The sequence below is a fragment of the Streptomyces kebangsaanensis genome (genome assembly GCF_001906585.1).
Lineage (GTDB): Bacteria > Actinomycetota > Actinomycetes > Streptomycetales > Streptomycetaceae > Streptomyces > Streptomyces kebangsaanensis.
Genome location: NZ_JUJA01000058.1, coordinates 42,438 through 64,513, shown reverse-complemented (window position 1 = coordinate 64,513; position 22,076 = coordinate 42,438). Strand labels below are relative to the sequence as shown.

21 protein-coding genes are annotated in these 22,076 nt (G+C 72.5%); 12 read left to right on the top strand and 9 right to left on the bottom strand.

The features are described from left to right. The 6 genes from dacB to folE all read left to right on the top strand — a co-directional run. On the top strand, positions 1-1,126 hold a 1,126-nt coding region (dacB, locus tag RH94_RS08470; RefSeq protein ID WP_234425624.1), incomplete at its 5' end, for a D-alanyl-D-alanine carboxypeptidase/D-alanyl-D-alanine endopeptidase. 127 nt (positions 1,127-1,253) lie between these two features. After that, positions 1,254-2,354, top strand: a complete 1,101-nt coding sequence (locus RH94_RS08465; protein WP_073947015.1) for a zinc-dependent metalloprotease — start codon at positions 1,254-1,256, stop codon at positions 2,352-2,354. Positions 2,355-2,546: 192 nt separating this feature from the next. Then, a complete protein-coding gene (gene tilS, locus RH94_RS08460; protein WP_073947014.1) occupies positions 2,547-3,722 on the top strand; it encodes a tRNA lysidine(34) synthetase TilS in 1,176 nt (391 codons plus the stop codon). A gap of 112 nt (positions 3,723-3,834) precedes the next feature. Beyond that, positions 3,835-4,395 (top strand): hypoxanthine phosphoribosyltransferase, encoded by a 561-nt coding sequence (gene hpt, locus RH94_RS08455; RefSeq protein ID WP_073947013.1) that lies wholly within the window; start codon positions 3,835-3,837, stop codon positions 4,393-4,395. 186 nt (positions 4,396-4,581) lie between these two features. Next, a complete protein-coding gene (gene ftsH, locus RH94_RS08450) occupies positions 4,582-6,621 on the top strand; it encodes an ATP-dependent zinc metalloprotease FtsH (protein ID WP_073947012.1) in 2,040 nt (679 codons plus the stop codon). 117 nt (positions 6,622-6,738) lie between these two features. Further along, positions 6,739-7,344 (top strand): GTP cyclohydrolase I FolE, encoded by a 606-nt coding sequence (gene folE, locus RH94_RS08445; protein WP_073947011.1) that lies wholly within the window; start codon positions 6,739-6,741, stop codon positions 7,342-7,344. A 287-nt stretch (positions 7,345-7,631) separates the two neighbouring features. Here the strand turns inward: folE and RH94_RS08440 are convergent, their stop codons facing one another. The 6 genes from RH94_RS08440 to RH94_RS08415 all read right to left on the bottom strand — a co-directional run bounded on the left by RH94_RS08440 (position 7,632) and on the right by RH94_RS08415 (position 12,802). After that, a complete protein-coding gene (locus tag RH94_RS08440) occupies positions 7,632-8,120 on the bottom strand; it encodes a DUF3180 domain-containing protein (protein WP_073947010.1) in 489 nt (162 codons plus the stop codon). A gap of 76 nt (positions 8,121-8,196) precedes the next feature. Further along, positions 8,197-8,808: a 2-amino-4-hydroxy-6-hydroxymethyldihydropteridine diphosphokinase gene (gene folK, locus RH94_RS08435; protein WP_073947009.1), complete on the bottom strand. Its 612-nt coding sequence runs from the start codon at positions 8,806-8,808 to the stop codon at positions 8,197-8,199. Beyond that, a complete protein-coding gene (gene folB / locus RH94_RS08430) occupies positions 8,805-9,164 on the bottom strand; it encodes a dihydroneopterin aldolase (RefSeq protein ID WP_073947008.1) in 360 nt (119 codons plus the stop codon). The genes folK and folB overlap by 4 nt, the downstream gene beginning before the upstream one ends. Before the next feature lie 260 nt (positions 9,165-9,424). Continuing rightward, a complete protein-coding gene (locus tag RH94_RS08425; protein ID WP_073947007.1) occupies positions 9,425-9,937 on the bottom strand; it encodes a nuclear transport factor 2 family protein in 513 nt (170 codons plus the stop codon). Then, on the bottom strand, positions 9,934-10,842 hold the full coding sequence (folP, locus tag RH94_RS08420) for a dihydropteroate synthase (RefSeq protein WP_073947006.1): 909 nt from the start codon (positions 10,840-10,842) through the stop codon (positions 9,934-9,936). The genes RH94_RS08425 and folP overlap by 4 nt, the downstream gene beginning before the upstream one ends. Positions 10,843-10,990: 148 nt before the next feature. Beyond that, positions 10,991-12,802, bottom strand: a complete 1,812-nt coding sequence (locus tag RH94_RS08415; RefSeq protein ID WP_073947005.1) for a phosphatidylglycerol lysyltransferase domain-containing protein — start codon at positions 12,800-12,802, stop codon at positions 10,991-10,993. A 225-nt stretch (positions 12,803-13,027) separates the two neighbouring features. Here RH94_RS08415 and RH94_RS08410 point away from each other — a divergent pair, with 225 nt between their 5' ends. Both RH94_RS08410 and RH94_RS08405 read left to right on the top strand, forming a co-directional pair. Next, the gene (locus tag RH94_RS08410; protein ID WP_073947004.1) at positions 13,028-14,155 is read left to right on the top strand and encodes an alpha/beta hydrolase; all 1,128 of its coding nucleotides are present in this window, start codon (positions 13,028-13,030) and stop codon (positions 14,153-14,155) included. A 158-nt stretch (positions 14,156-14,313) separates the two neighbouring features. Then, positions 14,314-15,438, top strand: coding sequence for a hypothetical protein (locus RH94_RS08405; RefSeq protein WP_234425623.1), 1,125 nt, complete (start codon positions 14,314-14,316; stop codon positions 15,436-15,438). Positions 15,439-15,455: 17 nt separating this feature from the next. Here RH94_RS08405 and RH94_RS08400 read toward each other — a convergent pair whose 3' ends face one another. Next, a complete protein-coding gene (locus RH94_RS08400) occupies positions 15,456-16,790 on the bottom strand; it encodes a PH domain-containing protein (RefSeq protein WP_073947002.1) in 1,335 nt (444 codons plus the stop codon). Further along, positions 16,787-17,290: a PH domain-containing protein gene (locus RH94_RS08395; protein ID WP_073947001.1), complete on the bottom strand. Its 504-nt coding sequence runs from the start codon at positions 17,288-17,290 to the stop codon at positions 16,787-16,789. Before RH94_RS08395 ends, RH94_RS08400 begins: the two co-directional genes overlap by 4 nt. A 31-nt stretch (positions 17,291-17,321) precedes the next feature. Between RH94_RS08395 and RH94_RS08390 the strand changes: the two genes are divergently transcribed. Then, entirely contained in the window at positions 17,322-18,473 is a 1,152-nt protein-coding gene (locus RH94_RS08390; protein ID WP_073947000.1) for an NADH-quinone oxidoreductase subunit D, read from the top strand. Here RH94_RS08390 and RH94_RS08385 read toward each other — a convergent pair. Then, positions 18,438-19,472: an SAM-dependent methyltransferase gene (locus tag RH94_RS08385; RefSeq protein WP_073947111.1), complete on the bottom strand. Its 1,035-nt coding sequence runs from the start codon at positions 19,470-19,472 to the stop codon at positions 18,438-18,440. The genes RH94_RS08390 and RH94_RS08385 overlap by 36 nt on opposite strands. Positions 19,473-19,647: 175 nt before the next feature. On the opposite strand from RH94_RS08385, the gene RH94_RS08380 reads away from it, so the two are divergent. The 3 genes from RH94_RS08380 to RH94_RS08370 all read left to right on the top strand — a co-directional run. After that, complete coding sequence (locus RH94_RS08380; RefSeq protein WP_073946999.1) at positions 19,648-20,853, top strand: sensor histidine kinase; 1,206 nt, start codon at positions 19,648-19,650, stop codon at positions 20,851-20,853. A gap of 92 nt (positions 20,854-20,945) precedes the next feature. Further along, the gene (locus RH94_RS08375) at positions 20,946-21,617 is read left to right on the top strand and encodes a response regulator (RefSeq protein WP_073946997.1); all 672 of its coding nucleotides are present in this window, start codon (positions 20,946-20,948) and stop codon (positions 21,615-21,617) included. 32 nt (positions 21,618-21,649) lie between these two features. Then, on the top strand, positions 21,650-22,076 hold a 427-nt coding region (locus tag RH94_RS08370; RefSeq protein ID WP_407697274.1), incomplete at its 3' end, for an AAA family ATPase.

Sequence of the window (22,076 nt, the reverse complement as noted above, 5' to 3'; positions counted from 1 at the left end):
CACCCGCCGCTCCGCCTCCGTCGTCGACATGGCCACCGGCAGGCGGCTGTACGGCCAGGGGGCCGGCGAGGCGCTCACCCCCGCCTCCACCACCAAGATCGCCACCGGCGTCGCCGCGCTGTCCGCCCTCGGTCCGGACCACCGGCTCACCACCCGCGCCGTCCTGGAGCCCGGCACCGGAGAACTCGTCCTGGTCGGCGGCGGCGACCCCACGCTCACCGCCCGTGAGGACACCCAGGGCTGGGCGAGCCTGCGCGCCCTCGCCGACGGGACGGCGGCCGCGCTGGCCAAGCGGGGTGTGACGGAGGCGACACTGTCGTACGACACCTCGCTGTACGCCGGTCCCGACCTGCACCCCATCGGCGTCAACGAGAACATCGCCCGGGTCACCGCACTGATGGCCGACGAGGCCCGCGCCGACGACTCGACCAGGGGCCCCGCCCCACGCGTGGCCGACCCGGCGGCTCACGCGGCGGACACCTTCGCACGCCTGCTGTCCGACGCCGGCGTCCCCACCACGGTCGCCGGTCCGTCCCGGGCGACCGCGCGCGCGGAGAACCTGGCGACCGTCTCCTCGCCCCCGCTGTCCGCCCTGGTCGAACGCATGCTCACCAACAGCGACAACGACATCGCCGAGGCCCTGACCCGCCACACGGCCGTCGCGACCGGCGCCCGCCCCGACTTCGCCGGCGGCGCGGGCGCGGTCGAGGCCCGGCTCCGCGGGCTCGGCCTCCCCCTGACGGGCGCCGCGTTCCACGACGGCAGCGGCCTCGACCGGGCCGACCGGCTCACCGCGGACCTGCTCACGGCCCTGCTCCTCAAGGCGGCCGACCCCGCCCACCCCGAACTCCGCCCGGTCCTCACCGGCCTCCCGGTCGCCGGCTTCACCGGCACCCTGAGCAGCCGCTACGCGGACGGAGCGGACGGCGCGGACGGCGCGGCCGGCCTGGTCCGCGCCAAGACCGGCACCCTGACCGGCGTCAACACCCTGGCGGGCACGGTGGTGACCCGGGACGGCCACCTCCTGGCCTTCGCCTTCCTCACGGAGAACACCACCGGCCAGGAAGCGGCCCAGTCGGCCCTGGACCGGACCGTCACCACCCTGACCACCTGCTCCTGCCGCTGACCCACCGGCCGGCACCGGTACCTCCCGGACACACGACCGCCTGCCGGGCCTCGCCGCCCTGCCAGCAGTGGCGGCGCTCACGTACCGTTGACCCATGACGAGCATCGGTGGTGCCGCAACTCCCGGGATGGTCGACTGGAATCTCGCGGTCGCGACCGCGACCCGGCTCGTACGGCCGGGCCCCGAGGTGAGCCGGGACGAGGCCCGGGCGGTCGTCGCGGAACTGCGCCGGCACGCCAAGGTCTCCGAGGAACACGTCCGGGGCTTCACCCGTCTGGGCACCGACGAGACCCACGACACGCCCGTGCTCGTGGTCGACCGTCCCGGCTGGATCCGGGCGAACGTCGCCGGCTTCCGGGAGATCCTCAAACCGCTCCTCGACAAGATGCAGCAGCGTCGCGGCGGCACCCCCGGCGGCGCGGTCCTCGGCGCCGTCGGCGGCAAGGTCACCGGCGTCGAGCTCGGCGTGCTGCTGTCCTTCCTCGCCTCCCGCGTCCTCGGCCAGTACGAGACCTTCGCCCCGGCCGCCCGCGACCTCCCCGCCGGGGAGAACGGCGGCGGCCGGCTCCTGCTCGTCGCGCCGAACATCGTCCACGTCGAGCGCGAGCTCGACGTGGAACCCCACGACTTCCGCCTGTGGGTGTGCCTGCACGAGGAGACGCACCGCACGCAGTTCACCGCCGTGCCCTGGCTGCGCGACCACCTCGAGGGCGAAATCCAGTCCTTCCTGGCGGAGACCGACGTCGACCCCATGGCCTTCCTGGAGCGCCTCCGCGACGCCGCCCAGTCGCTGGTCGGCGGCCGCCCCGAGGGCGAGGAGGACGACGGCGGACGCTCCCTGGTCGAGCTCGTCCAGACCCCGGCCCAGCGGGAGATCCTCGGCCGCCTCACCGCCGTGATGTCCCTCCTGGAGGGCCACGCCGACTACGTGATGGACGGGGTCGGCCCGGACGCCGTACCGACCGTCGCGGAGATCCGCGAGAAGTTCCAGCAGCGCCGTGCCAAGGGCGCCTCCCGCCTGGACATGGCCCTGCGCAAGCTGCTCGGCCTGGACGCCAAGCTGCGGCAGTACCGGGACGGGGAGCGGTTCGTCCGCGCGGTCGTCGAGCAGGTCGGCATGGACGGCTTCAACCGGGTGTGGACCTCCCCGAACACCCTCCCCACCAAGGCGGAGATCGCCGAACCGGCGGACTGGATCGCACGGGTGCACCGCAGGAGCGAGCCGTGACCACGGCCGCGGTCGCCGTCGACCGAATCCGGCCGACGGCAGGCAAACGCCATGGCAATCACTCGTCCGAGGGACCGTGAGCGAGGGGCAGGCGTGCGATGCTCGGGGAACGCCCCGTTTCTGTCACCATGTACACACTGTGAGTGACCGGTATCGGGCTCACCCCCGAAGACTCCGTGAAGGGAACCGGACATGGGTCCCCATCCTGCGGTCGCGGCGATACGCCTGGCGGTACGCCGCGTCCTCCACGACATCCTGAACGAGCAGATCCCGCCCCACCCCGCGCCACCGGCCCCGCACGACCGGCCGGACCCCCGGGCCGCGCAGCTCCCCGGGCAGCCGCCGCACGGCGTGCCGGCACCGGGCCGCACCCCGCGGACCGTCCCGCGGGCCCACCACGGCGCGCCGGCCCCGCAGGGCCCCGAGAACCCGCCGGCTCCGCACGAGCGCCCGCCCGCGCCGCTCGTGCTCGTGGCCTGCTCCGGCGGCGCCGACTCCATGGCACTCGCCTCCGCCCTCGCCTTCGAGGCCCCCAGGCTCGGCATCCGGGCCGGCGGCATCACCGTCGACCACCGCCTCCAGGACGGCTCCGGCCGGCGCGCCGACGAGGTCGCCCAGCGGCTGCGCGAACTCGGCCTGGACCCGGTCGAGGCCATCGCCGTCACCGTGGGCCGCGACGGCGGACCGGAGGCCGCCGCCCGCGACGCCCGCTACGCCGCCCTCGACGCCGCCGCCGAACGCCACGGCGCCCACGCCGTCCTGCTCGGCCACACCCGCGACGACCAGGCCGAGACCGTGCTGCTCGGCCTCGCCCGCGGCTCCGGCATCCGCTCCCTGTCCGGAATGGCCGCGGTCTCGGGGGCCGGCGGCCGTTACCGCCGCCCCTTCCTGCACATCGACCGGCAGACCGCCCGTACGGCCTGCATGGTCCAGTCCCTGCCCGTCTGGGACGACCCGCACAACACCGACCCCGCCTACACCCGCTCCCGGCTGCGCCACGAGGGCCTGCCCGCCCTGGAGAAGGCCCTCGGCAAGGGTGTCGTCGGGGCCCTCGCCCGCACCGCCCAGCTCTCCCGCGACGACGCCGACGCCCTCGACGCCTGGGCCAGCCACGCCGAGACCGCCGTCCGCGACGACGCCGGCCGCCTGGAGTGCGCCAAGCTCCACGAACTGCCGCCCGCCGTGCGCCGCCGCATCCTGCGCCGCGCCGCCATCGAGGCCGGAGCCCCGGCCGGTTCCCTGTTCGCCCGGCACATCGAGGAAGTCGACCGGCTGATCACCGGCTGGCGCGGTCAGGGGGCCATCAATCTCCCGGGCCGGGTCGTCGCCCAGCGGCAGGGTGGCAGACTGGTGATTCGGCAAGGCTGAATCCTTCCCTCAGGGGAAGAGGCGCCGGTCTCCCCCTCCGGGGAGGCCGCGGTGGCCGGCCCGCCCCGCCGGGGTGGGCCGGAACAGCCGGTGTGACGACCGACCGAAAGTGATGCGGGTGGACGCGAAAGACATGGGTGCCGACCTCAAGCAGGTACTCATCAGCAAGGAAGAGATCGACGCGAAGCTGGCCGAGCTGGCTGCGAAGATCGACGCGGAGTACGAGGGGAAGGACCTGCTGATCGTCGGCGTCCTCAAGGGCGCGGTCATGGTCATGGCGGACCTGGCCCGGGCGCTGTCCACCCCGCTCACCATGGACTGGATGGCCGTGTCCTCCTACGGCGCGGGCACCCAGTCCTCCGGCGTCGTGCGGATCCTCAAGGACCTCGACACCGACATCAAGGGCAAGCACGTCCTGGTCGTCGAGGACATCATCGACTCCGGTCTGACCCTGTCCTGGCTGATCTCCAACCTCGGCTCCCGCGAGCCCGCCTCCCTGAAGGTGTGCACGCTGCTGCGCAAGCCGGAGGCCGCGAAGGTCGCCATCGACGTGGAGTGGGTCGGCTTCGACATCCCCAACGAGTTCGTCGTCGGCTACGGCCTGGACTACGCCGAGAAGTACCGGAACCTGCCGTTCGTCGGTACGCTCGCCCCCCACGTCTACGGCGGCTGAGTCCCGAAGGGGCCATGCACCGTACGTTGATCGGGAACCCCGGCGGCCCCGGAGCCGTTGGAGCATGCGGACGGGAACGACAGCCCTCTCGTGCGGCTTCGGGCCACCACGCTGGGGTACCGTCAGAAGAACTGTCTTATCAAACTCACTATGGCAGGAGGGACGGGGCGGCACCGCTCCGTATGGATGGACGTGAAGCGATACTTCCGTGGGCCGGTCATGTGGATCGTGCTGGCCGTCCTTGCCGTGGTCGTGTTGATGAACGTCGTCGGCGAGTCCGGCGGCTACAAGACGGTGGACACAGGCCAGGTCGTAGCAGCGATCAATGACAACCGGGTCCAGCAGGCCAAGCTGACCACCGGCGACGAGCAGACCATCAAGGTCGAGCTCAAGGACGGTCAGAAGGTCGAGGGCAGCTCGAAGATCCAGGCGAGCTACATCGGCGACCAGGGCGTGACCATCGCCAACACGCTGCAGACCAAGTACCAGGACAAGCAGATCCCGAAGGGCTACACGGTCTCGCCGACCAAGCAGAACGCCTTCGTCGGCGTCCTGCTCTCCCTGCTGCCCTTCGTCCTCATCGTGGTCGTCTTCCTGTTCCTGATGAACCAGATGCAGGGCGGCGGCTCCCGGGTCATGAACTTCGGCAAGTCCAAGGCCAAGCTCATCACCAAGGACACCCCGAAGACGACGTTCGCGGACGTCGCCGGCGCGGACGAGGCCGTCGAGGAGCTCCACGAGATCAAGGAGTTCCTGCAGGAGCCGGCCAAGTTCCAGGCCGTCGGCGCGAAGATCCCCAAGGGCGTGCTGCTCTACGGCCCGCCCGGCACCGGCAAGACCCTGCTCGCGCGTGCCGTCGCGGGCGAGGCCGGCGTGCCCTTCTACTCGATCTCCGGTTCCGACTTCGTCGAGATGTTCGTCGGTGTCGGTGCCTCCCGGGTCCGCGACCTGTTCGAGCAGGCCAAGGCGAACGCGCCGGCGATCGTCTTCGTCGACGAGATCGACGCGGTCGGCCGCCACCGCGGCGCCGGCCTCGGCGGCGGTCACGACGAGCGCGAGCAGACGCTGAACCAGCTGCTCGTCGAGATGGACGGTTTCGACGTCAAGGGCGGTGTGATCCTCATCGCCGCCACCAACCGCCCCGACATCCTCGACCCGGCGCTGCTGCGCCCGGGCCGCTTCGACCGGCAGATCGCCGTCGACCGCCCCGACATGCTGGGCCGTCTGGAGATCCTCAAGGTCCACCAGAAGGGCAAGCCGGTCGCGCCCGACGTCGACCTGTCCGCCGTCGCCCGCCGCACGCCTGGCTTCACCGGTGCCGATCTGTCCAACGTGCTGAACGAGGCCGCGCTGCTCACGGCCCGCAGCGACAAGAAGCTGATCGACAACCAGATGCTGGACGAGGCGATCGACCGCGTGGTCGCCGGCCCGCAGAAGCGGACCCGGATCATGTCGGACAAGGAGAAGAAGATCACCGCGTACCACGAGGGCGGTCACGCCCTGGTCGCGGCGGCCTCGCCGAACTCCGACCCGGTCCACAAGATCACGATCCTGTCCCGCGGCCGCGCCCTCGGCTACACGATGGTGCTCCCGGACGAGGACAAGTACTCGACCACGCGCAACGAGATGCTGGACCAGCTCGCCTACATGCTGGGCGGCCGCGCGGCCGAGGAACTGGTCTTCCACGACCCGACCACGGGCGCGGCGAACGACATCGAGAAGGCCACCGCCACGGCCCGCGCGATGGTCACGCAGTACGGCATGACCGAGCGCCTGGGTGCGATCAAGTTCGGCGGCGACAACACCGAGCCGTTCCTCGGACGTGAGATGGCTCACCAGCGCGACTACTCGGAAGAGGTCGCCGCGCTGGTGGACGAGGAAGTCAAGAAGCTCATCGAGAACGCGCACAACGAGGCCTGGGAGATCCTGGTCGAGAACCGCGACGTCCTCGACAACCTCGTCCTGGCTCTCCTGGAGAAGGAGACCCTGGGCAAGGAGGAGATCGCCGAGATCTTCGCCACCATCGTCAAGCGTCCGCCGCGGCCCGCCTGGACCGGCTCCTCCCGCCGTACGCCGTCGACCCGCCCGCCGGTGCTCTCCCCGAAGGAGCTCGCGCTGACCAACGGGGCGAACGGCGCGACGCCGGCGATCAGCACGGTCAAGTCCACGGCCACCGAGCCCGCCCCGGCCACGGAGCAGGCTTCGGAGGACCGCCGGGACAACTGACACCTGGCGCCGGGCCGCACCGGCCCCGGAATGTGTGCCGCACCCCCCTGGTTCTAGCCTGGGGGGTGCGGCGTTTCGCATGTCCGCAGATCAGACACACCAGGAACGAGGCTTCACATGACCGACCCCGTGACGCTGGACGGCGAGGCGACCATCGGCGAGTTCGACGAGAAGCGCGCTGAGAACGCCGTGCGCGAACTCCTCATCGCGGTCGGCGAGGATCCGGACCGCGAGGGCCTGCTCGAGACACCGGCACGGGTGGCCCGGGCGTACAGGGAGATATTCGCGGGCCTGTGGCAGAAGCCCGAGGACGTTCTGACGACGACGTTCGACCTGGGGCACGACGAGATGGTCCTCGTGAAGGACATCGAAGTCCTGAGCTCGTGTGAACATCATCTGGTCCCGTTCGTGGGTTTTGCTCACGTCGGCTACATTCCGTCCGCCGATGGGAAGATCACGGGCCTGTCGAAGCTGGCTCGGCTGGTCGACGTATACGCCCGTCGTCCGCAGGTGCAGGAACGGCTCACCACGCAGATCGCCGACTCCCTGATGCAGATTCTGGAGCCGCGCGGTGTGATCGTCGTCATCGAGTGCGAACACATGTGCATGACGATGCGCGGCGTGCGGAAGCCCGGCGCGAAGACCATCACGTCGGCGGTGCGGGGACAGCTTCGGGACCCCGCCACCCGCAATGAGGCAATGAGTCTGATCATGGCGCGCTGACCTGATTGCCGGTGGTGCCCGATGCGGCCCCGGATCAACAGCCCGGACCACCGTCACGGAGGTGGCGACCGAGAAGGTCCACGAGGCCGTGGGGCCATGCCGGGGGCGCCGCGGGGAGCGTTCTGGCCTGGACCCACGCTCGTAAGTCGTGCCGCGAGAGGCTGACGATCCGGCCGGGTGACGCATCCGGCCACCTGATCGGGGCCGCGTGCTCAGACGGCACGTCCGGGAAGGGTTACGCGCCGCTGGTGGTCAACGGACATCTCGCTCGGCAGCCCTGGTGGCCCTCACGCCGCCGGTTCCGCCCCCGGGTGGTCGTGGTCGTCGTCCTCCGGGAGTCTGCAGACCCGTTCGAGGAACAGGGCGGCCGCTATCACCGCGATGCCGGCGACGACCGAGAAGCCGGCGTAGACGGCCTGGTCGCGGCGGGCCGGGATGTCGAGGAGTGTCAGCAGGACGATGCCCGTGCCGCCGTACACGCCGGCGACCAGGGCGGCGACCAGGGCACTGGCCTGACCGAAGACGACCGCGCGGGCCGCCATCAGGAGGTCGACGCCCTTGGCGCCGGGGCGGCGCTCGCGCTGGGCCTTCAGCCGGGCCCGCAGGGAGAGCGCCGTGGCCAGGAGGACCGCGGCGATCAGAGCGAGGACGACGGGGGCTGCCAAGGGGACGCTGGGGAGTGTCCCCACCGCGTTCCACAGACGGGCGGCCGCCCAGGACAGCACTCCGGCGACGACGAACACGCCGGCCAGCACCCTGATGCGCAGCTCTCTCACGGTGTCCCTTCAGCTCCCCCGGACTGTGGTCGGTCGCACGTCTCGCGCAGGTTCTGCGTCGTCTAGACCTTAACGACTACTCGGGCAGCCGGAGTTCCAGGTCCCCCCGGGGCTCGACACCCTCGCGGGTGACCGCGGTCAGCAGGTCGGCCACCGGGCCCCGGCCGGGAAGCTGGGCCTGCGGGTCCACGTCGTGCCACGGGGCGAGGACGAAGGCGCGTTCGTGGGCGCGCGGGTGGGGGAGCGTGAGGACCGGGTCGTCGGAGACGGCGTCGGCGTAGGAGACGATGTCGACGTCGATGGTGCGCGGGCCCCAGCGCTCGTCGCGGACCCGGTTGAAGGCCTCCTCGATGGCGTGGGCGCGCTCCAGGAGGGAGGACGGCGGCAGGGTCGTCCTCAGGATCACCACCGCGTTGAAGTATGACGGCTGGGTGTTGGGCTCGACGCCCCACGGCTCGGTCTCGTAGACCGGGGAGACGTGCTTGATGCGGACGCCGGGGGTGTCCTCCAGGGCGTCCACGGCGCCCTGGAGGGTCTCCAGGCGGTTGCCGAGGTTGGAGCCGATCGAGATCACGGCCCGCTTGGGGTTCTGCAGGGTGCTGTCGGCGGCGTCGACCCTCGCGACGACGGAGGCGGGCACCGGCTGGACGGTCGGGTCGCTCTGCCCTTTGGCGAAGGGTGCGTTCATACTCGGCTCCGGGTGATGGTGACGGTCACGTCGTCGAAGGGGACGGTGATCGGTGCGTCCGGCTTGTGGACGCAGACCTCGACCTCCTGGACCCCTTCGTGCTTCAGACAGACCTGGGCGATGCGCTCGGCGAGCGTCTCGATGAGGTTCACCGGCTCGCCCTCCACCACGGCCACGACCTCCTCGGCCACGATGCCGTAGTGCACGGTCCTCGTCAGGTCGTCGTCGGCCGCGGCCGGACGGGTGTCCACTCCCATGACGACGTCCACGAGGAAGGTCTGGCCCTCCTCGCGCTCCTTGGGGAACACACCGTGGTGCCCGCGGGCCCTCAGGCCGCGCAGCGCGACACGATCCACGCGAATCACTCCTGCAGTCGTCGGCGGCGGCCGGTTCTGCCGCGTGCGGGCGGCACACCGGTCCCGAACGAATCTACCCGCGGGCACTGACAGAACCGGGCCGCGGGGGAGGCCGGGCGAGCCGGGCCCGGGAGGTTTCACCCTGTGTTTTCCCTGGAGAACCCGGCTGCTCACGGGGCGGTGGCCGGCCCTTTTCCCGAGCGCGTGATTCCGGCCACGTCCCCGGGCCCCGCACCGGGCGCCTGCCCGCTCGGGCCCACTCAGGCGGACGTGTCGTCGTCCGCGTCCTCCTCGTCCTCGTCGCTCTCGGCCAGAACCGGGGAGGCGTGGTGGGACCAGAGCTTCCAGCCGAAGGACGTGCGCCGGAACACGTTGGTGGCGACGACGAGCTGTCCGACCAGCGGGCCGAGCTCGCCGCCGTCCGCGGGGGCGGGGCCGCCGCTGAGGATGTTCTCGGTGCAGGTCACCAGGGCGGTGTTACCCGTCACCGAGACGTGGACGTCGGTGAGGAAGAACTGGATGTAGTCGGTGTTGGCCATGATCAGCGCGTACGAGCGCAGGACCTCGCCGCGTCCGGTGAGCACGGGCCAGCCGGGGTGCACGCAGGAGATCACGCCGGTGTCGGCCGGGTCGTGGTACTCCTCGTCGACGCCCAGGTCGGAGGGGGCGAGCCAGAGGGCGGACAGCTCATCGAAGTCGCCCTGTTCCAACGCCTCGTAGAAGGCGGTGTTGGCCGACTCCACCTGCTCCACGTCGGTGTGGGGGGCGCTCACCGGGCTCCTTCGGAAGAGCACGCGCCCGGCGTGTGGTCGCCGGTGGTGCGCGCCTCCTCCACGGCGTGGGCGACCCGTACCGCGTCCGCCGTCGCGCGGACCTCGTGCACGCGTACGGCCCAGGCGCCGGCGTGCGCGGCGAGCGCGGAGACGGCGGCGGTGGCGGCGTCGCGCTCGCGCGCGGGCGGCGGCGCGCCGTCGGGGCCGGCCAGCACCCGGCCGAGGAACCGCTTGCGGGAGGCGGCGACGAGGACCGGGTGTCCCAGGCCCCGCAGACGGTCGAGGCGGGCCAGGAGCGCCAGGTCGTGCCCGGTCTCCTTGGAGAAGCCGAGGCCGGGGTCGACGACGACGCGGTCGGCGGCGACGCCGCCCTCCAGGACGGCCTCAACGCGCGCGCGCAGTTCGTCGACGACTTCGGTGACGACGTCGTCGTACACCCCGCGGATGGCGCCGCCCTCCAGGAAGCCGCGCCAGTGCATCACGACGAACGGGGCGCCCGTGTCCGCGACCACCGGGATCATCGCGGGGTCGGCGAGGCCGCCGCTGACGTCGTTGACAAGTGCGGCGCCCGCCGCGAGCGCCTGCTCGGCGACGCGGGCGTGCATGGTGTCCACGGAGACCGTGACGCCCTCGGAGGCGAGGCCGCGGACGACGGGGACGACGCGCCGCAGTTCCTCGGCCTCGTCGACACGGGTGGCGCCGGGGCGGGTGGACTCGCCGCCCACGTCGATCAGGTCCGCTCCCTGGGCGACGAGGTCCAGGCCGTGCTTGACGGCGGTGGTCGTGTCGAACCAGCGGCCCCCGTCGGAGAAGGAGTCGGGGGTCACGTTCACGACCCCCATGACCGCGCACCGGTTCCATGCCGGAAGGCCCGCCACTCGGCCGCGCCCGCTGTAATTGCTCATACTTTCAGCGTAGGCCCCGCACCCGACCGCACCATCCGTGCCCCGGGCGCCGGCCCTGGGCCGGGACGCCTGCCGGGCTGGACCGTCCGCCGGGCTGGACCGTCCGCCGCGCCGGGACGTCCGCCCGGCGGGAAGGTGACGCCAGGCCCTACGCCGCGCGTACGTCCCGTTCCGCGACCGAGTGGTCGCAGGCGCGCCCGGTGGCGGTGCGGCGGCGCAGGAAGCGCGGCAGGGGCAGGGCCAGGTCGACGAAGCCCTCGGCCTGCATGGCGGCGAAGCCGATGCGGGGCAGGTCCGCGGAGGCGCGGTAGACGACGAACCGCGGCTCCCAGCGGGGCTGGAACTTGGCGTTGAACTTGTACAGCGACTCGATCTGGAACCAGCGCGAGAGGAACACCAGCAGCCCGCGCCAGGCCCGCAGCACGGGCCCCGCGCCGATCTTCTCGCCGCGCGCCAGCGCCGAGCGGAACATCGCGAAGTTCAGCGAGACGCGGGTGATGCCGAACTTCGGAGCGGCCTGGAGCGCCGCGACGATCAGCAGTTCGTTCATGCCGGGGTCGGCCGAGCGGTCGCGCCGCATCAGGTCCAGGGAGGCGCCGTCCTCGCCCCAGGGCACGAAGTGCAGGATCGCCTTCAGGTCGCCGTACTCGCCCGGCTCGTCTTCCTGCTTGTGCGCGGTGGCGATCAGGCAGTCGCCGTCGGCGGGGTCGCCGATACGGCCGAGCGCCATGGAGAAGCCGCGCTCGGTGTCCGTGCCGCGCCAGTCCTCCGCGGCCCGCCGGATCCGCTCCATCTCGGTGTCCCCGAGGTCACGGACGCGCCGTACCCGGGTTTCGTAGCCGGCCCGCTCGATGCGCTTGACCATCTGACGGACATTGCGCATCGCGCGTCCGGCGAGCGAGAAATCCGCGACGTCGACCACCGCCTCGTCGCCCAGTTCCAGGGCGTCCAGACCGGTCTCCCGGGTCCACACCTCGCCGCCGGTCTCGGAGCAGCCCATGACGGCGGGCGTCCAGGAGTGGGCCTTGGCCTCGTCCATGAACCGCTCGATGGCCCCCGGCCAGGCCTCGACGTCGCCGATCGGGTCGCCGCTGGCCAGCATCACGCCGGAGACGACGCGGTACGTCACGGCCGCCTTGCCGCTGGGGGAGAACACGACCGCCTTGTCCCTGCGCAGCGCGAAGTGGCCGAGGGAGTCCCGGCCGCCGTGCTTGGCCAGCAGGGCGCGCAGCCTGCTCTCGTCCTCCTCGGTCAGGCGCGCGGCCGGGTGCTCGGGGCGGAAGGCCAGGTAGACGGTGGTGACCGCGGTGAGCCAGCCGAGGGCGCCGAGGGAGAAGGCGACGGTCCAGGAGGTGCTGCCCTGGTAGTCGACCGGGCCCTCGAAGCCGAACAGGCCGTAGACGACATGGGTCAGCCGGTCCGCCACACTGGGGTCGCCGACCATCCGGTGCCCGTGCACGGTGACGATGATCATGCCGAGGCCCAGCGAACCCGCGCTCATCAGGACGAAGTTGGTCAGTGCCCGCCAGCGGCTGCGCGGATCCGGCAGCGCGGCGAACTCACGGCGGTGCATCAGCAGCGGCGCGAGCAGCGCGAGTGAGATGATCACCCCGATCACGGAGTGCCGGTAGACGAACTCCGCCGCCGCGCCGGCCGGCAGCAGCACCACGGCCGCGCGCCAGGCCCGCCGCTTGCGCCGCTTCAGGCCGTGCGCGAGCAGCAGCAACAGCACGCCCACGCTGAGCGAGAGGGCCGCGGCGAACGGGCCGAACGAGCCCGGCAGCACCTCGGCCATGGCGTGCATACGGCTGTGCCTGAAGCGCGGGAAGACACCCGCGGCGATGTCCAGGAGGCCGACGACCGCGCAGGCCCTGCCGACCAGAGCGGGGACGGCCTCGGGGCGCGGGCCGCGGAGCGTGCGCCGCACCCGGCTGGGCCGGCGCGGAACCTTGTCTGACATTTCCCCATCTATCCTGGCGGACATCGCATCCCGTAGTTCTGCGAGAGACCTTGAATCCGGTGCCGATCCCGGGCATCCGGCGACATTGCGCCCTCTAGGACGGTGTTCAGGGGAGTCAGGTTCACTCCCCGCCGGAAAGTCGGGTCAAAGGCCAGGGAAAGGCCGGGGCAAGCCCTCGCGAGGAGGCGGCGGGCCCGGGCGGGAAGTGCAGGCAGGTAAGAGCCCATGGGTCTCACGAGCAACAAGGTGTTGGTACTGGCGGTTCTGTTCGCCGTCCTGCTGTTCGTCGGCACGGTGTGGCTCTGGCCACGTCTGGCCCGCCGCACCTGGCGTGCGGTCGGCGGACGCGTCGGCCTGCTGCTGGCCACCCAGCTGGCGCTGTTCGCGTGCGCCGGGCTCGCCGCCAACCAGGCCTTCGGCTTCTACGCCAGCTGGGCGGACCTGTTCGGACAGGAGAACAGTCAGGGGGTCGTCGTCGACAACTCGGCGCGCGGCCGCACCGGCGGCCCGCTGCAGGTGGTCGGCACCCAGCAGATGCGGCTGGGCGACGGCGGGCGGCCGCGGATCGCCGGCCAGATCCAGAAGGTCGACATCGTGGGCCGTACGACCCGCATCGCCACGCCCGCGTTCATATACCTGCCACCGGAGTACTTCCAGCCGCAGTACCGCACGCGCACCTTCCCCGCGGCCGTGGTCCTCACCGGCTACCCGGGCACCGCGCAGGCGCTGATCAGCAAGCTGCACTATCCGCGTACGGCGCGGGAGCTCGCCGGGGACGGGCGGATGCAGCCGATGATCCTGGTGATGCTGCGCCCGACGGTGGCGCCGCCGCGGGACACGGAGTGCGTGGACATCCCGGGGGGCCCGCAGACCGAGACGTTCTTCGCCAAGGACCTGCCGGACGCCGTCGTCGCCCACTACCGGGTCGCGAGGAAGCCGGGCAGCTGGGGCATCGTCGGCAACTCCACGGGTGGTTACTGCGCGCTGAAACTCGCCATGCACCATCCCGAGGTGTACGCCGCGGGCGCGGGCCTGTCCCCGTACTACAAGGCGCCGATCGACCCGACCACGGGCGATCTCTTCCAGGGGCAGCAGCAGCTGCGGAACCGGGCCGACCTGCGGTGGAGCATCAAACACCTGCCCGCGCCCGACACGTCACTGCTCGTCACCAGCAGCAAGGTCGGCGAGAGCAACTACAAGGCGACGCTCAGGTTCATAGACGAGGTGAGGGCGACGAACAGGACACGGATCTCGTCGATCATCCTCGACAGCGGCGGTCACAACTTCAACACCTGGCGGCGTGAGATCCCGGCGACGCTGCAGTGGATGGGCGCCCGTCTGGGCGACCATTGAAATGATCTTGCTGGAGCGAAGGAAAAGGCGGCCTGAACTCCCACTGCCGCACGAAGGTTTCGGTATGGCTGTCTTTTTACCGGGCGGCCTGCCGAGACCCGTCTACGCGCGGTAAGTTTCTGGCCATGCCACGTGGACGTCACCGCCATTCCCCACCCTTGCACAGGCTGCTGCCTCCTTCGGCGATCGCCGGCGTCTCGCTCGTCTGCGCCCTGGGATCCTGGGTGTTCGCGGACGCGATCGCGCTGCGGTTGCTCGCCGCGTTCACCGCGGCGACCGCGGTCCTCGGCGCGGCCGTCATGCGCCACTGGGACACGCAGGCCGGCCGGCAGGTCGCCGACCTCACGCGCGCGCGTGCGAGCGACGAGTGGCGCTTCGAGGAACGCGTCGCCGAACTCGAGGCGGATCTCGAGGAGTCGCGCGAGCTGCGTGCCCGGCTCGAGCAGAAGCTGCGGGCCAGGCGCGCGGAGCTGGCGGGGCTGCGCAACGAGCACGCGGCACTGCTGCGGCGGTACGCCACGGCGGAGACCGAGCGGGCGAGCGCGCTGGAGGGCCGCCGCCTGCTGGAGATAGAGGCCGCCCCCGACGCCCTCGCGCTGCCCGCCGCGCCGACGGCCGACGCGGACGCCGCCGCGGAGGAGAAGCCGGAGACCGGGGAATCCGGTGTGTTCTCCCCGGAGGGCACCGAGCTGTTCCTGCGGGCCCGGGCGGCGCTGTCGCGGTTGGGCACGGACGGCGAGGAGACGGACGCGGCCGCCGCCGAGGAGCCTGACGCCTCGTCGGAGGACGACGGTGGTGACGGCGCCGACACCGCGCGGGAGGACGGACCGGAGGGGCAGCCCGAGGCCGCCGACGCGCACGAGCGCGCGGACGCCACCACGACCGAGCCGGCCGCGGCGAGCGAACCGGCCGGGCCGAGCGAACCGGTGGAGTCGGTCGAGTCGGCGCCTCCTGCCAAGTCCGCGCCGCAGCCGCCCTCCGGGCACTTCACCGTGCCGACCGCGGTGGCCGTCGTACCGGCCGCGCCCGCGCGGCGCCCGGTGGCCGAGGGCGGATTCGACTTCTTCGGTACGAAGAAGGACGCGCCGTCCACCGACCTGGACACCGTCCAGAACGAGGACCTCGCCGACGTGGTCGGCCAGGAGGCCCTCGCCCTCCACAAGGAGGAGGCCGAGTCCCGGTACAAGCCGGCCGCGGGCCAGGTCATCGACCTGACGCCCCACGACGAGACGGAATCGATCGACACGATCGACATGCAGGGCCTGCGCACCGCGGCCTCCTGACACCCGCCGGGCCGCGCTCAGGCCATCCAGCGGTCCGGCCGCGCGGTCCGGCGCCCCGTGCGGGACCTCTCCGCCTGGGTCCGCAGGAGCTCCGCCGCCTCCTCGGCGTCCCGCAGACGGGCCGTCACGGTCTTGTCGGCGCCGGTGTCCACGCGGATGTCGGCGACGCGCCGTACGCGCTCCCACGGGCCCTGCGACAGCCGTACGCTCTGCACCTTGGCGTGGGGCACCAGCGCGAGCCGACGGCACAGGAGCCCGTGCCGCGCGGCGAACACCGCGTCGGTGACGGCGATTCCGTGTCCGCGCCACCACACCGGCAGGCACCACCGGGCACGCCGCGGCGGACGTGTCAGCGAGGCCGCCGGCGGTACCGTCACCCCCGGCAGCACCCGCGCGACGACCGCCTCGGCGACCTCGCGCGGGGCGACCGGCAGCAGCACGGAGTCGGACGACCCGGCCACGTCCAGCTCCACCCGGACCCAGCCGAGCCACCGCCACAGCAGCGGCTCCACGATCCGTACGGTCTGCACCCGCCCCGGCGGCACCGTCTCGTGGGCGCGGTCCAGCAGCCCCCGGTCGATCCGCAGCCCGTCGGGCGACTCGCCCACCGTCCAGCCGTAGAAGGCGACGAAGCGGCCCGCGCTGTTGGTCACGGCCCCGCCGAACAGCGGCACCGCGGACACCAGCACCGTCCACAGGTTGCCGGTGACCAGCCACAGCACCGACGGCACGACGACGGCGGCGACCAGTGAGCCCCAGACCGCGCCCGTCAGCAGCAGCGAGACGGCGATCACGCGCGCGGGTACGCGCACGAGCTCCCGCGCGGGTGCCTCACCGACCTCGTGCGCCGACTCGGGCGCGAACCCGGCCGCCCGCGCCAGCAGTTCGGCGCGCAGCGCCCGGGCCTCCTCCTCACCGAGGAAGGCCAGTTCGTCCTTCTGGTCCGTCCCTATGACGTCGAGCTTGAGCTTGGCCACGCCCGCGACCCGCGCGAGCAGCGGCCGGGTGACGTCGACGGCCTGGACCCGCTCCAGCCGGATGTGCGCGGTGCGCCGGAACAACAGGCCGGTGCGGATGCGCAGTTCGGTGTCGGTCACCGCGAAACGCGTGAACCACCAGGACAGGAAGCCGTAGAGGGCGGCCGCGGGCACGAGCACCGCGAGCCCGATCAGCAGGGTGGTCGTGGTCAGCCGGGCGAGCTGCCGCTGCGCCTGGTCGAGGTCGTGCACGGCCCAGCCCGCGAGCACGGCGACCGGCGCCCACGCCCGTCTGAGCGGGGTCACGGGATGCAGCCGCCGCTCGGTCACGGGCCGCCCGTCGCGTATGACCTCCTCGCCCCCCGCCGCCGTCACAGCCCCGCCGATCGGGCCTCGCCGAGCTCGGTGAGCCGGTCGCGCAGCCGTTCCGCCTCGGCCGGGTCGAGGCCGGGGATGGTCGCGTCGGTCGCGGCGGCGGCCGTGTGCAGCTGCACGGTGGCCAGCCCGAAGTGCCGCTCGACCGGCCCGGAGGTGACCTCGACCAGCTGCATCCGCCCGTACGGCACGACGGTCTCCTCGCGCCACAGCACGCCCCGGCTGATCAGCAGGTCGTCGGCGCGCTCGGCGTACCGCCAGGAGCGCCAGTTGCGGCCGAGCAGCACCCAGCCCCACGCCGCCAGCGCCGGCGGCAGCAGCGCGAACGCCGACCAGACGGGACCGGCCAGCAGCCCCGGCAGCAGTCCCACCACCAGGGTGAGCAGGCCCAGCCACACCACCAGCAGCAGCCGCCGCATCCGCAGCAGGCCGCGCGGCAGCGGGATCCACACCGGTTCGTCCCCGGCCGCCCGTTCCACGTCCACGCTCCCCGTCTCCATGGGGCAAGCGTACGTAGGGGAGACTGGGTCCATGACTCCTACGACCCAGACCACGGTCGGGATCGGCGGCGCCGCGGAGAGCACCGACATGGTGCTCAACATCGGACCCCAGCACCCGTCCACGCACGGGGTGCTGCGGCTGAAGCTGGTGCTGGACGGCGAGCGCATCTCGCGGGCGGAGCCGGTGATCGGCTACATGCACCGCGGCGCGGAGAAGCTGTTCGAGGCGCGTGACTACCGCCAGATCATCATGCTGGCCAACCGCCACGACTGGCTGTCGGCCTTCTCGAACGAGCTGGGCGTGGTCCTCGCCGTGGAGCGGATGCTCGGCATGGAGGTCCCCGTGCGCGCGGTGTGGACGCGCACGCTGCTCGCGGAGCTCAACCGGGTGCTCAACCACCTGATGTTCCTCGGCTCCTACCCGCTGGAGCTGGGCGGCATCACGCCGGTCTTCTACGCGTTCCGGGAGCGCGAGGTACTGCAGAACGTCATGGAGGAGGTCTCCGGCGGCCGGATGCACTACATGTTCAACCGGGTCGGCGGCCTGAAGGAGGACCTGCCGGCCGGGTGGGCCACGCGCGTGCGTGCCGCGGTCGCCGCCGTGCGCTCGCGCATGGACGTCTTCGACGACCTGGTGCTCGGCAACGAGATCTTCCGGGGGCGCACCCGGGGCGTGGGTGTCCTGACGCCGCAGGCCGTGCACGCCTACGGCGTGAGCGGCCCGATCGCGCGCGCCTCGGGGGTCGACTTCGACCTGCGCCGCGACGAGCCGTACCTCGCCTACGGGGAGCTGCGGGACACCCTGAAGGTCGTCACCCGGCAGGAGGGCGACTGCCTGGCCCGCTTCGAGTGCCTGCTGGAGCAGACCCACAACGCGCTCGACCTCGCCGACGCCTGCCTGGACCGGCTGGCCGAGCTGGAGCCGGGCCCGATCAACCAGCGGCTGCCGAAGGTTTTGAAGGCGCCTGAGGGGCACACGTACGCGTGGACCGAGAACCCGCTCGGCATCAACGGCTACTACCTGGTCAGCAAGGGCGAGAAGACCCCGTACCGGCTGAAGCTGCGCTCGGCCTCGTACAACAACATCCAGGCGCTCGCCGAGCTGCTGCCGGGCACGCTGGTGGCGGACATGGTGGCGATCCTGGGGTCACTGTTCTTCGTGGTCGGGGACATCGACAAATAGGGCCGCCGGCCCGGGCACGCCGACCGGCCGCACCAGCCAGCCGAAGTCACCGAGCCCGCCGGCCGCGGTGAGCTCGGCGGCCTCCCCGGCGCGCGCCAGGGCGCGTACGTACTCTTCGGGGCGCGCGGAGGCGAGCGACAGCGAGGGACGTGCGCCGGTGACCCCCAGGGCGCGCAGGGCGTCGCGCTGGGTGAGCAGACGGGCGCCCGGGGGCGCGTACGCAGCGCACGCGTCCAGTGCCACGTGCGCCGTGATGTCGCACGAGCCGTCCGGTACCGGCGCCGTCTCCCGGCCCTCCCGGAAGCCGGTGAGCGTGCCGAAGGGCGGCCGGGTGTCCGCCGTGTGCGCGTAGTCGACGGCGACCGCCAGTCCCCGCTCCACGCGGGAGACCGCGGCGGCCCAGGAGATGTCCCGGGGCAGCCCGATCTCCGCGCGCAGCCCCTGCTCGGCCGGCAGCGGCCACCACCGCGCCAGCCACTCGGCCTCCGCTTCCGCCACCGGCTCCCCGAGCCGCTCGCTGCCGTCCCGCCGTACGAGAACGCGCCGGGGTACGCCCGCGGCGTCCACCTCCGCGACCTCCACCGGCACGTTGTCCAGCCACTCGTTGGCGAACAGCAGCCCCGTGATCCCCCGCGGGGGCTCGGGCAGCCACTCGATCCGGTGGTCGAGACCGCCGGGCCGGCCGGCGATCTCGACGGCGTGCACACGCGTGCGTGCGGCCACGTCCGCGGGCAGCGCGGCGAGCACCCCGGCGGCCAGCTCGCCCCGCCCGGCCGCCATGTCGACGAAGTCCAGCGCCGCCGGGCGCCCCAGCGCCTCGTCGACCAGGCACAGCAGCCGCGCCACGGCCCGCGCGAACAGCGGCGAGGCGTGCACGGACGTACGGAAGTGCCCGGCCGGTCCCTCCGGCCGCCGGTAGAAGCCGTCCGGCCCGTACAGGGCCTCCTCGGCCGCCGCCCGCCAGCCGCGCCACTCCTCCGCCGGGCCGTCCGCCTCGATGTCCGTCCCGGTGTCCGCCCTGGTGTCCGCGGTGCCGCCCTCTGTGTTGTCCGCCACCTCGCCAGACTAGGCGCACAGGTGATCACGGCCTCCACCTTGGGGAGTACGAGCGCCGGGTGCGGATCGGCCCTCCGGTTGACCCCCACGCCTGTCCCGCTTGCCTACTCTGGGTTACGTGCAGCGCCTCTATGACTTCCTCCGCAGGCACCCGATGTGGGTCGACGGTTTCTGGGCCCTCGTCCTGCTCGGGATCTCCGGCGTGAGCGCGGCGAGCATCCACAGGGCGCCGAACCACCACGGATCACCCGGCGCGGCCCTGGCCGTCTCCGCCGTGCTGTGCGCGGTCGTCGCACTGCGCCGCCGGATGCCCGAGAAGATGCTGCTGCTGGCGGCGGCGACCGGCGTGGCACAGCTGGTCCTGGACGTCCAGACGACGCCGGCCGACTTCGCCTTGCTGGTGATCGTCTACACCGTCGCCGCGGACGGCGCCCGCTGGGCCTCCCGGTTCGCCCTGGCCGGCGGGCTGTGCGCGGCGAGCCTCGCGCAGATCCGCTGGCCGCAGTCCGACGCGAGCGCCATCGGCAACGTCGCCGTGGCGGTCTTCACCACGGTGCCGTTCGTCCTCGCCTGGGTGCTCGGCGACTCCATGCGCACCCGCCGCGCCTACTTCGCGCAGCTGGAGGAGCGCGCCGCCCGTCTGGAGAAGGAGCGCGAGGCGCAGGCGAAGGTGGCGGTCGCCGCCGAGCGCGCCCGGATCGCGCGCGAGCTGCACGACGTGGTCGCGCACAACGTGTCGGTGATGGTGGTGCAGGCCGACGGCGCCGCCTACGTCCTCGACGCCGCGCCCGACCAGGCGAAGAAGGCCCTGGAGACCATCTCCTCCACCGGCCGCCAGGCCCTGGCCGAGATGCGCCGCCTGCTGGGCGTGCTGCGCACCGGCGAGCACCAGGAGGGCGGCGAGTACGTGCCGCAGCCCGACGTCGACCAGATCGAGGAGCTGGTCGAGCAGTGCCGGGGCTCCGGACTGCCCGTGGACTTCAGGGTCGAGGGCACCCCGCGTCCGCTGCCCAGCGGGGTCGAGCTCACCGCGTACCGCATCGTGCAGGAGGCCCTGACCAACACCCGCAAGCACGGCGGGCCGAACGCGGGCGCGAGCGTGCGCCTGGTCTACTTCGACGACGGCCTCGGCCTGCTCGTCGAGGACGACGGCAAGGGCGCCCCGCACGAGCTGTACGAGGAGGGCGGCGCCGACGGCCGGGGCCACGGCCTGATCGGCATGCGCGAACGCGTCGGCATGGTCGGCGGCACCCTGGACGCGGGCCCCCGCCCCGGTGGGGGCTTCCGCATCAGCGCCCTGCTGCCGCTCAAACCGGCGCACTGACGTGGACGTACGACCCTGTTGCCCCTGCCCCTGCCCCTGCCCCGCCCCTTGACCCGCCTCTGACCCGCCGACCCCAGGACGGAAGGACCCCGATGACGATCCGCGTGATGCTCGTCGACGACCAGGCGCTGCTGCGCACCGGATTCCGGATGGTGCTCGCCGCCCAGCCGGACATGGAGGTCGTCGCGGAGGCGGGTGACGGCGTCGAGGCCCTGCAGGCGCTGCGCGCGACCGCCGTGGACGTGGTGCTGATGGACGTGCGCATGCCGAAGCTGGACGGTGTGGAGACCACCCGCCGCATCTGCTCGGAGCCCAACCCGCCGAAGGTGCTGATACTGACCACCTTCGACCTCGACGAGTACGCCTTCTCCGGGCTGAAGGCGGGCGCCTCCGGGTTCATGCTCAAGGACGTGCCGCCCGGCGACCTGCTCGCCGCGATCCGCGCCGTGCACAGCGGTGACGCCGTCGTCGCGCCCTCCACCACCCGCCGTCTGCTCGACCGGTTCGCGCCGATGCTGCCCACCGCCGGCAAGGAGCCGCAGCACAAGGAGCTGCAGCGGCTCACCGAGCGCGAGCGCGAGGTCATGGTGCTGGTCGCGCAGGGCCTGTCGAACGGCGAGATCGCCGCCCGGCTGGTGCTGTCCGAGGCGACCGTGAAGACCCATGTGGGCCGCATCCTGACCAAGCTGGGTCTGCGCGACCGGGTGCAGGTGGTCGTGCTGGCCTACGAGACCGGCCTCGTCCGGGCGGGCGGACACGGCTGAGCGCAGCGGGCGGGCGTCGGTAGGGTCTGCGCATGCTCCTGTGGATCAACGGCCCCTTCGGGGGCGGCAAGACACAGACCGCACACGAGATCCAGCGCCGCCTGCCCGGCAGCGTCATCTGCGATCCCGAGCACGCCGGCTTCGGCCTGCGTCGTATGCTCCCGCCCGAACTGCGGGGGGACTTCCAGGAACTGGCGTCCTGGCGGCAGGGCGTGGTCGAGGTCCTGGACCTGGCCCTCACCCGGCACGAGGGCGTGGTGATCGCCCCCATGACCGTCACCGACTCCGGCCACTTCGCCGAGACCGTCGGCCGGCTGCGCGAACTGGGCCACGACGTACGGCACTTCACGCTCCTCGCGGAACGCGGGACCGTCCTGAAGCGGTTGCGGGAGCGCGGCCCGGGACACCTGTTCGCGCACGTCGGCGGGGGGAGCGCGGGCCTGGGCGGGGAGAGCTGGG